Genomic DNA, 13,060 nt, shown 5'->3' with positions numbered 1-13,060 from the left:
ACCACATGGTGAATTTGGGCGATGGCGCCCCACCGGCGGTGTGGATCGACGGCCTCCGGGTGCGGCGCGGAAAAAGAACTGTTCTCGACGGTTTCGACCTCGAGCTGCCCCGGGGCGGCGTGATCGGTCTGCTCGGCCCGAGCGGCTCGGGCAAGACCACGCTGATGCGCGCGATCGTCGGGGTGCAGTCGGTGGCGGGCGGGACCGTCACGGTGCTCGGCCAACCGGCGGGCAGCGCGGAGCTGCGACACCGCGTGGGCTACGTCACGCAGGACTCGAGCGTCTACGACGACTTGACCGTGCGCCAGAACCTGCGCTACTTCGCGCGGGTGCTCGGCGCTCCCCCGTCCGACGTCGACCGCGTGCTCGCCGATACCGACCTCGAGAGCCACGCCGATGCCCTCGCCGGTTCGCTATCGGGCGGCCAGCTGAGCAGGGCGTCGCTCGCGGCGGCACTGCTCGGATCGCCGGAGCTTCTCGTGCTCGACGAGCCGACCGTCGGGCTCGACCCCGTGCTGCGTGTCGAACTGTGGGGTCTGTTCCGTCGGCTGGCCGCGCGCGGCGTGACCCTGCTGGTGTCGAGCCACGTGATGGACGAGGCCACCCGCTGCGACCGACTGCTGCTTCTGCGCGACGGCCGGCTGCTCGCCGACGACAGCCCGGCGGGCCTGATGAGGGCGACGGGGACCACCGACGCCGAGGACGCGTTCCTCGTGCTTATCCGGGAAGGGGTTCCATCGTGACGCCGTCGCGCACCCTCGCCACGACCGGGCGGGTGCTCACCCAGATCCGGCACGACCCCCGCACGATCGGGTTGCTGCTCGTGGTGCCGAGCCTGCTCATCGGTCTCGTCGCCTGGCTCTTCGACTCGACGCCGGTGTTCCAGCAGGTGGGGCCGGCGCTGCTCGCGCTGTTCCCGTTCACCATCATGTTCCTCGTCACGAGCATCGCGACCCTGCGCGAGCGCCGGTCGGGCACGCTCGAGCGGCTGCTCAGCCTTCCGCTGTCGAAGCTCGACTTCATCCTCGGCTACGCCCTAGCGTTCGGACTGCTCGCCGTCGGGCAGGCCGGCATCGCGACGGCCTTCGCGGTCGGGGTCTGCGGGCTCGAGGTCGAGGGCTCGATCTGGCTGCTCGTCGCCGTCGCGGTCTCCGACGCCATCCTCGGGACGACACTGGGTCTGCTCGCGAGCGCGTTCGCGCGCACCGAATTCCAGGTCGTGCAGTTCATGCCCGCGGTCGTGTTCCCGCAGGTGCTGCTCGGCGGGGTGCTGCTCCCCCGCGACGAGATGCCCGACGTGCTCTACGCGATCAGCGACTGGCTGCCGCTGTCGCACGCGATCGACGCGCTGAAAGCGGTCGCGACGGGCGACGAGGGCGACAGCTACGTCGCCGGTCAGCTGCTGGTGCTGGCGGCTTTCGCCCTGGGCGCGGTGCTCCTGGGTGCGATCTCGCTGCGCCGCAGGACGCCGTGATCAGTTCTTGCGGTCGGTCGTCATGCCCATGCGGGTGAGCACGATCGTCTCGAGCACCTGCACGACGAAGTAGAGCACGAGCGAGATCGCCGTGACCACGACGACCGAGGCCCACAGGTCGGCGAACTTGGCCTGCGGGATGTACTGCAGGGTCGAGAAGCCCACGCCGTCGCCGGTCGAGAGCATCTCGGTGAGCAGCGCGCCGGTGATCGCACCGGGCACCGAGATGCGGATGGCGGCGAACAGCGACGGCAGGGCGCCGGGCAGGGCCACCTTGCGCACCGCTGTGAGCGTGCCTCCACCGTAGACCGCCACGACGTCGAGCATCTGCGGCGAGGCGGACTTCAGTCCGAAGACCATCGTGACGAGGGCGGGGAAGAGCACGACGATTCCGCCGATGACGGCTACGGACGCCTGTGAGCCGTTTCCGAAGATGAGGATAATGACGGGCGCGAGGGCGATGAGCGGTACCGAGCGCAGCAGCATCGCGACGGGCATCAGTGCGCTCTCGGCGCCCTTCGACACCCGGAACAGGATCGCGCCGAGGATGGCTACGACCAGCCCGACGATGAAGCCGGTGAGGGCATGCCCCATGGTGACGCCGAGGTTCGCGCCGAGCACCTCACGGTTTGCCGCGGCGTCCTCGTCGACGAAGAGGAAGTCCCAGACCTCGACCGGACCCTTAGCGATGTAGGGCGAGATGCCGAAGAACGCCAGCACCGCGATCCAGGCGCCGATCACGAGCGCGAAGGTGCCGAGCGCGATAAGCACGCTCGTGCCCACGGCCCTGCCGAGGGACCTGAGCGCGGTCGACCGCACGCGCCTGCGCAGGTCGGCGACGCTCTGGGCCTGCCCGGTTGACGGGGTCTGCACGACTGCCTGGGTCACGGTCACACCGCCTTTCCGGTGGACCACGGCGCGACGAGCCGGCCGACGAGCCCGAGCACCGCGTAGCCGATGATGGCGACGAGGGCGCAGAGCAAGAAGATCACCCAGACGCGCGGCGAGTTGAGTGTGACGGCGGCACCGACGAGGATCGGTCCGACGCCCACGTCGATCTTGCCGAAGTACTCGCCGAGCACGGCACCGAGGAAGGCGGCCGGAACGGCGATCTGCAGCGAGCTGAGGATGCCGGGCAGCGCCGCGATGAGACGCACCTTGCGCAGCTGCGTGAGCTTCGAGCCGCCGTAGACGCTGACGACGTCGAGCGACGCTTTGTCGGCCGCCTTCAGCCCGAGCAGGGTGCCGACGACGGTGGTGAAGAACACCGAGAACGCGGCGAGGAAGACCGCCGTGCTCGACGGGTCGCCGGGCTCTTTCGCCCCGCCCAGGATGATCAGCACGAGCGGGCCGATGGCCACGATCGGGATGCAGTAGGTGATCACGGCGATCTGGGTGAGCACGCCCTCGAGCCAGGGCAGCACGAGCACGATGGCCGAGAGCACGAGGGCGAGGCCGTTGCCCCAGAGGTAGCCGAGACCGGCCTCGGTCATGGTCACCGAGAACGACGACCAGTAGAAGCCGAACCCGTCGGTGAAGAGCGCCTGGATCACCTGGGGCGGGGTGGGGATGGGCGCGTAGCTGCCCTCCCCGCGCGGGCCGAAGACCGTGAGCGCGAGAATCCACCACACGGCGACGAGCGCCGCGAGGCCGAGCAGTCCCACGGCCCACGAGGGAAGAGCGAACCTTCTCACGGTCTGGGTCACTCGTCGATCGCTGCGCCGTCGGCGCCGAACAGCAGCTCGGAGGCGTGGTCGACGTAGGCGTGGAACTCGGGCGTGCGCTGCATCTCGGGCAGGCGCGGCCGGGGCAGATCGATGTCGATGATCTCCTTGATGCGGCCGGGGCGCGGGCTCATGACCGCCACCTGGTCGGAGAGGAAGATCGCCTCCGAGATGCCGTGGGTCACGAGCAGCGTCGTGGCCGGCTTGTGCGTCCAGATGCGCAGCAGCTCGAGGTTGAGACGCTGGCGGGTCATGTCGTCGAGCGCACCGAAGGGCTCGTCGAGCAGCAGCACCGACGGCTTCATCACGAGCGAACGGGCGATCGAGACGCGCTGGCGCATGCCGCCCGACAGCTGCGCGGGCTTGGCCTTCTCGAAGCCGCGCAGACCCACGAGGTCGATGAGTTCGTCGATGTAGGCCTGGTCGGCCTTCTTGCCGGCGATCTCGAACGGTAGACGGATGTTCGACATCACGCTGCGCCAGGGCAGCAGTGCGTGGTCCTGGAACGCGATGCCGAGCTCGTTGTTCTTGCGCAGCTCTTTCGGGCTCTTGCCGTCGACGCGGGTGGTGCCCGACGTCGGGTCTTCGAGACCGGCGAGGATGCGCAGGATGGTGGACTTACCGCAACCCGAGGGGCCGAGCAGGGCGAGGAACGTGCCCTTGTCGGTGTGCAGGTTGGCGTTCTCGAGCGCGACCACACCCTTGGTTCCCATGCGGAACTCTTTGTGCAGGTCGCTGATCTGGATGCCGGTGCCCAGGGAAACGCCCTGGGCACCGTCGACAGCCGTGGTTGTGGTCACGGGGTGAGTCCTTCGTTCTGGCAGACGCCGTTCTGTGGATCGCGCAAGCTACTTAGCGTAGGCGACGAGGTCGGGGTTCTCCTCGTAGACCTCGGCGAGCAGGGAGAGGTCGAAGAGGTCGGATGCCTCGATCTCGATGCCCGCGGCGGCGAGAGTCTCCACCGTCTGCTCCTGCAGTTCCTCGCTGATGGTGAAGAGGCCGTTCTTCTCGGTGTCCTCCGAGACGATGAGCAGGTTCTGGGCGGCGGAGCCGGCCTTGGCCTTCTCGATGTCGGGCACCGCCTCGGCGCCGTTGAGCTCGAGGGCGAGTTCGGCGGCTCCATCGGGGTCGGCGACCGCGTCGGCCCAGCCCTTGATCTCGGCGACGAGGAACGCCTTCAGCTTCTCGCGGTCTTCGGCGATGGTCTGGTCGGTGACGGTGACGGTCTCGGCGACGAACGGCAGGCCGTTGTCGGCGAACGGCAGGTTCGCGACCTCGTAGCCCTGGGCAGCCACCGTGATCGACTCGTTCGTGAGGTACGCGACGAAGCCGTCGACGTCGCCGTTGACGAGCACCGACGGGTCGTACTGCACGGGCACGATCGTCAGCGACGCGGGGTCGACGTCGTTGGCGGCGAGCAGCGCCTCGAACAGCGAGGTGTTCGACGCCTGGACGCCGATCTTCTTACCGACCATGTCTTCGGGGGTGAGGATGTTGCCGCCGTCGGCGAGCGACAGGATGGTGAAGGGGTTCTTCTGGAACGTGGCGCCGATGATCTTCAGCGGGGCGTCCTCGTTCGCGACGACCGTGCCGATCGAGACGGCGTCGCTGAGTGCGACGTCCGCGGTTCCGGAGAGCAGCTCGGCGCTACCGGTCGAGGGACCGGCGGCCATGCTGACCTCGCCGAGGCCGGCGTCCTCGTAGTAGCCCTTGTCGAGAGCGAAGAACTCGCCCGCGAACTCCTCGTTCTTGATCCAGGAGAGCTGGAGGGCGAGGTCGCCGAGGCTCTCGCTGTCGCCGTCGGCGGCCGGGGTCGAGCCCGAGCAGCCGGCGAGGGCGAGCACGAGGCCCGCCGCGGCGATCGTGACGGCGGCCTTGCGCCGCGGGGTGAAGCTGAAGCGTGCTGACATGGAGGAATGCCTGTCTCTGAGGAGTATGGGGTGAGGGCGACTCTACCCAGCGCGCGTTTCGCGTTCTTCATGACGGTGTTTCGAGCAGATTAACCGCGATAACGGTTTCGTCTCTCCTGACGAGAGTCAGCGGGTGCGGCCGCCGATGAGGCGCTGCAACCATGCGAACGAGCGCTTGGGCGTGCGACTCTGCGTCTCAAAGTTTACGTGAACCAGACCGAAGCGCTGGCCGAAGCCGGCCGTCCACTCCCAGTTGTCGAGCAGCGACCAGACGAAATAGCCGCGCAGCGTCACGCCGGGCACGCCGGCGAACGCCACGGCCAGGTGCTCGGCGAGGTAGAGCACGCGCGCCTCGTCGTCGATCGACCCGTCACGCTGCACGACGTCGGGGTAGCTCGCACCGCCCTCGGTGATGACGAGCGGCGGAAGCGCGTCGCCGTAACGGTCCGCGTGTTCGGCGAGCGCGACGGCGAGGAACTCGGGAGCGACCGGCCAGCCGAATCCGGTCACGGGATACTCGGGCCACGGCTTGAGCGAAAACGGCAGCTGCCGGGACACCGGCGACTGGCCGTCGGGTGTCGTGGCATCCGTCGGCGAGCCCGCGGCGACCCGCGTGGGCATGTAGTAGTTGAGTCCGTAGAAGTCGAGCGGGGCGGAGATCGCCGTCAGGTCGGCCGGCTCGATCTCGCGCAGGAAGCCGAAGAGGTGCTCGAACGGTTCGGGGATCTGCGGGTAGCGGCCGAGCAGCACGGGGTCGGCGTAGATGCGGTTGTGCACGATGTCGAACAGCTCGGCGGCGAGGGCGTCGTCTTCGCTGTCGCCGGCCGGCTGCACCGGGGAGTGCACGTTCGTGATGCCGATCGCTCCGGTGACGGATGCGGCCCGAAGCGCCTCGACCGCGAGGCCGTGCCCGAGGAGCTGGTGATGGGCGGCGGGCAGCGAGTCGAAGAGCAGCGTCGCGCCGGGGGCGTGCACGCCCAGTGCGTAGCCGTTGAGGGTGACGGTGGCCGGCTCGTTCACCGTGACCCAGCTCTCGATGCGGTCACCGAACGCCTCCCCCGAGAGGAACGCGTACTCGGCGAACCGGTGGGCGGTGTCGCGCTCGAGCCAGCCGCCGGTGTGCTGCAGGGCCTCGGGGGTGTCCCAGTGGAAGAGCGTCGCCATGGGCTTGATGCCGTTCGCCAGCAGTTCGTCGACGAGCCGGTCGTAGAAGGCGACGGCCGAGCGGCTCAGCTGCCCACGGCCGCCGGGCTGCAGGCGCGACCAGCCGAGGGAGAAGCGGTAGGAGTCGACGCCGAGCTCGCGCATCAGGCGCACGTCTTCGGCGTACCGGTGGTAGTGGTCGGTGCTGACCGCGGCGTCGGAACCGTCGGCGATGCGCCCGGGCTGGGCCATGAACGTGTCCCAGGTGGAGGGCTCGCGGCCGTCGCCGAGGATGGCGCCCTCGATCTGGAACGCGCTGGTGGCGACGCCCATCGTGAAGCCGGCGGGCATCAGTTCGCCGAGGCCGGCCGGATTGTCGAGCCACTCGCGGCCCGTCCTGGCGCTCTTCGAGGTTGTCACGCGCCGAGCACGCGCTCGAGGTAGGCGTTGCCGAACAGCCGGTCGGGGTCGAGCCGGTCGCGCACCGCCACGAAGTCGTCGAAGCGCGGGTACGCCGCGCGCAGCGACTCCGCGTCGCGGTTGTGCATTTTGCCCCAGTGCGGGCGGCCACCGTGTGTCTGCATTATCTGCTCAATCGTACGGAAGTACTCGGCCGGGTCTTCACGGTGGTAGCGGTGCAGGGCGATGTAGCCGGTGCGCCGGCCCGAGGCCGTCGACAGCCAGAGGTCGTCGGCCGCGGCCGAGCGCACCTCGATCGGGAAGGAGATTTTCCACCGCCTGCGCTCGATGAGCGCGTGGATCTCGCGCACGATCTCGGGCACGGCGTCGAACGGAACCGCGTACTCCATCTCGACGAAGCGGGTACGCCTGGGCGACACGAACACCTCGTGCGACACGTCGGTGTAGCTGCGGTCGCCCACGAGCCGGGTGGCGAAACGGTTGACCGCGGGTGTGAGACCCGGCAGCGCCCTGCCCAGTTCGAGCTTGGCGGCGAGCACGGAGTTCGACATGAACTCGTCCTCCCACCAGCCGGCGAACCGGCCGACCGGCCTGCGTCCGGCGTCGATCGGCAGCCGGGTGTTGTACTTGCTCAACACGGTGTCGGTGTGCGGCCAGACGTAGAACTCGAAGTGGTCGGTGGCCGCCGTCGCGTCGTGCCAGTTGTCGAGCACGGCCGCCATCGGTTCCGGTCGCTCGACGGCACTCAGCAGGAAGGCGGGCACGCACTCGATCGTCACGTCGACGAGAACGCCGAGCGCGCCGAGTCCGAGCCGCGCGGCGGGCAACAGGGCGGCGTTCTCAGTCTCGCTCACCCGCAGGACCCCGCCATCCGCGGTCACGAGGGTGACCGCCCGCAGCTGGGTGGCGAGCCCGCCGAAGGCCGATCCGGTGCCGTGGGTGCCGGTGGAGGTGGCGCCGCCGATCGTCTGCCGGTCGATGTCGCCCATGTTGGCCAAGGCGAGGCCGTGCGGCGCGAGAAGGGCGGGCAGCTGGTGCAGGTTGGTGCCCGCGGCGAGGGTAACCAGGGGGCCGTCGACCGAGATGAGTCCATCGACCGCGTCGAGGTCGAGGCGGATGCCCGTGGTCGCCGCGATGGCGGTGAAGCTGTGGCCCGCCCCGATCGGCTTGACGGTGAGGCCGTGCGTCCTGGCGAAGTCGACGACCTCGATCACCTCGTCGACGTTCGACGGCCGGGCGACGTGTTTCGGGTGGTCGCTCGCGGAGCGCCCCCAGTTCTGCCACGGCGTTCCGGGCTGCAGCAGCCGCGAGCCACTGAGCGTCACAGGAACACCCGGCCCTGACCGCGGTAGGTGGGCAGGGTGGCGACGACGGAGCCGCCCGCCACGAAGGCGAATTCGTCGAGGTGCTCGCTGATCTCGCCGGCCTTGGTGTGGCGCAGCCAGACCCGGTCGCCGACGGTGAGGCCGGGCGCGGCCGGTCCGCCGACCGGGCTCTGCACCTCCCCCGCCCCCTCGCGCGGCAGCAGCGCGAGCCCCTCGGGCCAGGCGATCTTCGGCGTGCGATTCGCGGCGGTGGGACCGGAGGCGATCCAGCCGCCGCCGAGCAGCACGGCGAGGTCGGGCGTCGGCTTGCGCACGACCGACAGGGCGAACGCGGCCGCGGGCGCCGGGTGGAAGTGCGCGTAGTTGTCGAACAGGTGCGGGCCGAACAGGCCGGACCCGGCGGCGACCTCGGTCACCGCCTCCTCCGCTACGGTCGACTCGATCGAGCCGGTGCCGCCGCCGTTCACGAACTCGAGCTCGGCGACTTCACGCACGGATGCCACGGCGAGCCCCCGGCGTTCGGCCAGTTCGGCGGCCGACCGCTTCTGGATCCACTTGACGAGGGCCGCCCGCGCCGGGTTGCCGGCCGGCTGGTTCACGAGGCCCGCGATCTGCGCCTCGTAGCCCATCATGCCGACGAGCGTGAATCCGGGCCGCGCGACGATGGTCTCGGCGAGGGCCCTGGCATCGGCGACGCTGTGCACGGGCGAGCGGCGCACCCCGAGGTGGCCCAACAGCTTCGAATCCCACGAGGCGTCGAGCTCGAGGCACACCCGGATGCTCTCGCGCAGGCCCGGCGCGATCGCGGCGTCGATGAGATCGAGCTGGGCGACGCTGTCGACCATGATCGTGACGCGGGCGGCTAGTTCGTGGGAGGTGCCGAGCCGGCGCAGCGCGGCGCGGTCGACCGTGGGGTAGGCGACCACGACGTCGTCGATCGCGGGGCCGTCGTCACTCGCGGTGGCAAGCCAGAGCGCCTCGGGCAGCGTGTAGGCGAGCACGCCCGCGTAGCCGGGCAGCGCGAGCACGGCGTCGATGACACCGCGCACCCGCACCGACTTGCTGGCGACGCGGATCGGCGTTCCCTTGGCGCGGTCGAGCATGTCGAAGGCGTTGTGCGCGAGCGCGTCGAGCGAGATCACGCCGTAGGGCGGGTCGAGGTGCGCGGTGGCGTCGGTCAGCCCGGGCCAATACCGCTCGGGCGTCGACCAGGGTGTCTGGGTGGGGCGGGTGAGTTGCACTTAGGCGACGCTCTTGATGGGCACGATCGCGAGCCCACCGAGGGCCGCGGTGAGGGCGGAGGCGACGAAGAGACCGGCGAAACCGGCGTTCGCCCCGGCGAATCCGGCATCCGAAGACCCGACCTCGATGCCGTTCGTCGCGAGACCGGCGCACACCACGACGATGCACGCGCCGAGCAGCGGGGCGACGGCCTGCGGCACGGCGGTGGCGATGTTCATGATGCCGAGGTCTTTGCCCCGCGACTGCGCGTCGGGCAACACCTGGGTGGCGAGCGCCTGGTCGACGGCCATGAAGCTGCCATAACCGAGGCCGAGCAGTCCGGCGGCGGCGATCGCGATGGTGAAGTCGGGCACGAACGCGAGAATCAGCGCGGCGAGGGCCTGCAGGTAGGCGGCGATGTAGACGAACAGTTTGCGCTTGCCCAGTCGGTCGCTCAGCTTGCCGACGAGCAGTGCGGATGCGATGAAGAAGACCATGTAGACGGCCGTCAGCAGCAGCAGGTCGTCTTCCGCGGTCTCGCCCCGGCTCAGACCGAACATGAGGAAGTAGAGCAGCAGGGTGGTGCCGAGCGCGTTGCCGAGGTTGACCAGGATGCGGCTGAGGAGCGTCCAGCCGAAGTCCGGGAACCTGCGGGGGTTGATCCACAGGCCGGCGAGCAGCGCCGACGCCGACATGGGCGGGCGGTTCTCGGCGGGGAGCACGGCGTCGGGGGTCTTGAGTAGGAACGGCAGCACCAGCACGACGAGCAGGACGGCCACGACGAGGTAGCCGACGAAGGTGCTGAGCGCGAGGATCGTCACGAGCAGGATTCCGAGGATCGTGCCGGCAGCCTGCGGGGCGGAGACCCAGCCGGAGACGTAGCCGCGCTGGTTCACCGGCACCCGGTCGGAGATGGTGGCGGTGACGGCCGCGGTCACCACGCAGAAGCCGATGAGCGAGAGCGACCAGAACACGCCGATGCCCACCATCGTCGACTGCACGCCGAGCAGCACGAGGGACACGGCGAAGAGCACGGTGCCGGCGAGGATCCACGGACGGCGGCGGCCGAAGCGCGAGACGGTGCGGTCGCTCAGCGCGCCGCTGAGCGGGAACGCCACGAGGGCGCAGACCCCGGCGATGGCGGAGATGATGCCGAACGCCACCACGTTGTCGACCCACGAGGCGGCCCGCAGCTGCTCTTCGATCTGCTTCGGCAGCAGCAGCTGGATGGGGGTGAGCTGCGCCATCCAGATGCCGAGCCAGGCGGTGGCGAACAGGGCGATCCAGCCGCCGGAGACCTTCCGGATCGGCTCGGAGAACGCGGAGACGGCGCCGGTCTTGTCGGTCGTGGTCATGGTGTCTCCGTCGTTCTCGTCAGGTGGTGGAGGGTCACTACGGGCGAAGCGGAACGTGCCGGCTGCGCGAGCGCGGCGATGGAGGTCGCGGCGAACTCGATCACGCGGCTGGCGGCGGCCGAGTCCCGGTCGGCGAGCCAGGCGACGGTGATGCCGTCGGTCAGCGCCACGACCATCCGGGCCACGTCGTCGAGCGGCAGCATCCAGACCATGCCGGTGTCGGCGGCCGCGGTCTCGAGCAGCCCGCCCACCGCCGTGCGGTAGCCCGAATACTGCCGGCGGGGCAGGTCGGCGAGCTCGGGGGTGCGCAGCGAGTACTGCACGAGTTCGAACATGGTCTGCTCGTGCGCCGGGTCGGCGATGACGACCTCGAAGAACGCCTGCAGCCCGTCGCGCACGGCGGTGCGCAGGTCGGCGCCGAACCGCAGCGACTCGAACGCGGCTACGGCCTGGTTCTCGATCACGTGGGCGATGAGCTCGTGCATCATCTCGTCGCGGCTCGTGAACGCGTAGTGGAAGCTCGCGAGCGACATGTCGGCTTCGGCGACGATCGCGCGGGTGGTCGCACCGTGGACGCCCTCGGCGGCGATCACCCGGAAAGCCGCCTCGAGCAGCGCCAGTCGGCGGTCGGCGGCGGACATTCGTGTCACGATCTGCCCCTCGCCGTGTCCAGTGATTTCCCCAGTGGGTCACCCGACCCAGTCACGTGATCAGGATGGCTGAGTCATCCGATGCCTGTCAATACCTGTGTATCTGCAGTGTTCGCCGTCGCTCGACCGCACGGAGCCTAGTGTGGAGGCAGATCTGGCGGCATCGGTCGCTTCTGGCAGATCCGACCCATGGAAGTCGGTGGTCACGGTGCCGGTCTCACAGTCCGATTGCCCCCTGTGCGGCGAGGAAATGCTGGAGCGCGAGAACGGCTGGCACTGCCTGCTGTGCGCAGTCGACTACGGGTAGGCCGTGGTACCCCCGGTCGGACTCGAACCGACACTGGAACGATTTTAAGTCGCCTGTCTCTGCCATTGGACTACGGGGGCGTGCGGGTACTGCGGGTTAAAGCGAGACTGCGCGGACCGTCAGACGATCCGCGCAGTCGAGCCTACGAGAGACTGTTACGCCGCGGGCGTCTTCGGCTTCGGGCGCGAAGCGAACTCTTCGAAGGCGGCGCGCGGGGTCTCGACCGCGACGATGGACGCTAAATCACGGCCGACGAAGAGGTTGATGACCCAGTTGCCGATGACGCGGATCTTGCGCTCCCAGGTGGGCATGGCGAGACCGTGGTAGCCGCGGTGCATGACCCAGGCGGGGAAGCCGGTGATGCCGATCTTGCCCTTCTGGAACACACCGACACCCAGACCGAGGCCGGCGACGGCTCCGGCGGGCTGGTGGAAGTAGTCCTTCACGTCTTCGCCGCGGAGCGTGGCGATGATGTTCTTCGAGAGCAGCTTGCCCTGGCGGACGGCGTGCTGGGCGTTCGGTACGCAGAAGCCGCCGACACCCTTGCCGGTGAGGTCGGGCACGGCGCTGACGTCGCCGGCGCCCCAGGCGTCGGGCACGACACCGTCGTCGTTGATGACGCGCAGGTCGGCCTGGACGCGCAGGCGTCCACGCTCTTCGATGGGGAGGTCGGTGTTGCGCAGCATCGGGCTGGCCATAACGCCGGCGGTCCAGACGATGAGGTCGCTCTCGAAGGTCTCACCGGTCGACAGCTCGATGACGCCGTTCGTGGCCGACGAGAGCTGGGTGTCGAGGTGGATCTGCGCGCCGCGCTCGGCGAGGTTCTTGATCACCCAGAGGCTGGTCTTGTGCGACACCTCGGGCATGATGCGTCCCATGGCCTCGATGAGGTGGAAGTGCGTGTCCTCGAACTTGATCGTGTTGTAACGCTTGACGAGGGCGCTCGCGAAGGAGCGCATCTCGGCGAACGCCTCGATGCCGGCGAATCCGCCGCCGACGACGACGAAGGTGAGCAGTCGGTCGCGCTCGGGGCCGGCGGGCAGGTGGGCCGCCTTGTCGAAGTTGGTGAGGATGCGGTCGCGCACGGCGATCGCCTCTTCGATGTTCTTCAGGCCGATGGCCTCGTCGGCAACGCCCGGGATCGGAAATGTGCGCGAGACGGAACCGGCGGTGACGACGACCTGGTCGTAGCTCAGCTCGTAGTTCTCGCCGATGGGCGGCTCGATCGTCGCGGTCTTCGTGGCGTGGTTGATGCCCACGACCTTCGCGGTGACGATGTTGGTCTTGTTGAGGTGCGCGTGGTGGGGAACGACCGCGTGACGCGGGTCGACCGAACCGGCGGCGATCTCGGGCAGGAACGGCTGGTACGTCATGTACGGGCGCGGGTCGACCATGGTGACCTCGGCTTCACCAGCGCGCAGCTGCTTTTCGAGCTTCCACGCGGTGTAAAAACCGGCGTAGCCGCCGCCGACAATAAGGATTTTGGGCACGAGTCTTGCTCTCCTAGAAAGGGTGGATGAAGTCACCTACG

Annotated in this window: 12 protein-coding genes and 1 tRNA gene; 2 read left to right on the top strand and 11 right to left on the bottom strand. The window is 69.1% G+C overall.

Annotation, left to right across the window (positions count from 1 at the left end; genetic code table 11):
* Positions 1 to 5 precede the first annotated feature (5 nt).
* Together IEV96_RS16190 and IEV96_RS16185 are read left to right on the top strand one after the other, a co-directional pair.
* Positions 6 to 743, top strand: coding sequence for an ABC transporter ATP-binding protein (locus tag IEV96_RS16190; protein WP_188511755.1), 738 nt, complete (start codon positions 6 to 8; stop codon positions 741 to 743).
* On the top strand, positions 740 to 1,474 hold the full coding sequence (locus IEV96_RS16185) for an ABC transporter permease (RefSeq protein ID WP_188511754.1): 735 nt from the start codon (positions 740 to 742) through the stop codon (positions 1,472 to 1,474). Before IEV96_RS16190 ends, IEV96_RS16185 begins: the two co-directional genes overlap by 4 nt.
* Here the strand turns inward: IEV96_RS16185 and IEV96_RS16180 are convergent, their stop codons facing one another.
* The 11 genes from IEV96_RS16180 to IEV96_RS16130 form a co-directional block, all read right to left on the bottom strand.
* Entirely contained in the window at positions 1,475 to 2,362 is an 888-nt protein-coding gene (locus tag IEV96_RS16180; RefSeq protein ID WP_229733468.1) for an ABC transporter permease, read from the bottom strand.
* Between the two features lie 2 nt (positions 2,363 to 2,364).
* Entirely contained in the window at positions 2,365 to 3,168 is an 804-nt protein-coding gene (locus IEV96_RS16175) for an ABC transporter permease (RefSeq protein WP_188511753.1), read from the bottom strand.
* 8 nt (positions 3,169 to 3,176) lie between these two features.
* A complete protein-coding gene (locus IEV96_RS16170; protein ID WP_188511867.1) occupies positions 3,177 to 3,911 on the bottom strand; it encodes an ABC transporter ATP-binding protein in 735 nt (244 codons plus the stop codon).
* Positions 3,912 to 4,046: 135 nt separating this feature from the next.
* Positions 4,047 to 5,108 (bottom strand): ABC transporter substrate-binding protein, encoded by a 1,062-nt coding sequence (locus IEV96_RS16165; protein WP_188511752.1) that lies wholly within the window; start codon positions 5,106 to 5,108, stop codon positions 4,047 to 4,049.
* Between the two features lie 126 nt (positions 5,109 to 5,234).
* Positions 5,235 to 6,602, bottom strand: coding sequence for a GH1 family beta-glucosidase (locus tag IEV96_RS16160; protein WP_188511866.1), 1,368 nt, complete (start codon positions 6,600 to 6,602; stop codon positions 5,235 to 5,237).
* A 65-nt stretch (positions 6,603 to 6,667) separates the two neighbouring features.
* Positions 6,668 to 7,975, bottom strand: a complete 1,308-nt coding sequence (locus IEV96_RS16155) for a D-arabinono-1,4-lactone oxidase (RefSeq protein ID WP_188511865.1) — start codon at positions 7,973 to 7,975, stop codon at positions 6,668 to 6,670.
* Between the two features lie 17 nt (positions 7,976 to 7,992).
* Positions 7,993 to 9,237, bottom strand: coding sequence for an alanine racemase (locus IEV96_RS16150; protein ID WP_188511751.1), 1,245 nt, complete (start codon positions 9,235 to 9,237; stop codon positions 7,993 to 7,995).
* A complete protein-coding gene (locus IEV96_RS16145; RefSeq protein ID WP_188511750.1) occupies positions 9,238 to 10,572 on the bottom strand; it encodes an MFS transporter in 1,335 nt (444 codons plus the stop codon).
* A complete protein-coding gene (locus tag IEV96_RS16140; RefSeq protein ID WP_229733489.1) occupies positions 10,569 to 11,213 on the bottom strand; it encodes a TetR/AcrR family transcriptional regulator in 645 nt (214 codons plus the stop codon). Before IEV96_RS16140 ends, IEV96_RS16145 begins: the two co-directional genes overlap by 4 nt.
* Before the next feature lie 320 nt (positions 11,214 to 11,533).
* Positions 11,534 to 11,609, bottom strand: a tRNA-Leu gene (locus tag IEV96_RS16135).
* 75 nt (positions 11,610 to 11,684) lie between these two features.
* Positions 11,685 to 13,019 (bottom strand): NAD(P)/FAD-dependent oxidoreductase, encoded by a 1,335-nt coding sequence (locus IEV96_RS16130; protein ID WP_188511748.1) that lies wholly within the window; start codon positions 13,017 to 13,019, stop codon positions 11,685 to 11,687.
* Between the last annotated feature and the right edge of the window lie 41 nt (positions 13,020 to 13,060).

The organism is Conyzicola nivalis, from assembly GCF_014639655.1.
GTDB classification, from domain to species: domain Bacteria; phylum Actinomycetota; class Actinomycetes; order Actinomycetales; family Microbacteriaceae; genus Conyzicola; species Conyzicola nivalis.
Note: the sequence above shows the minus strand (reverse complement) of the source record. Positions and strands in the feature narration are given on the sequence as shown.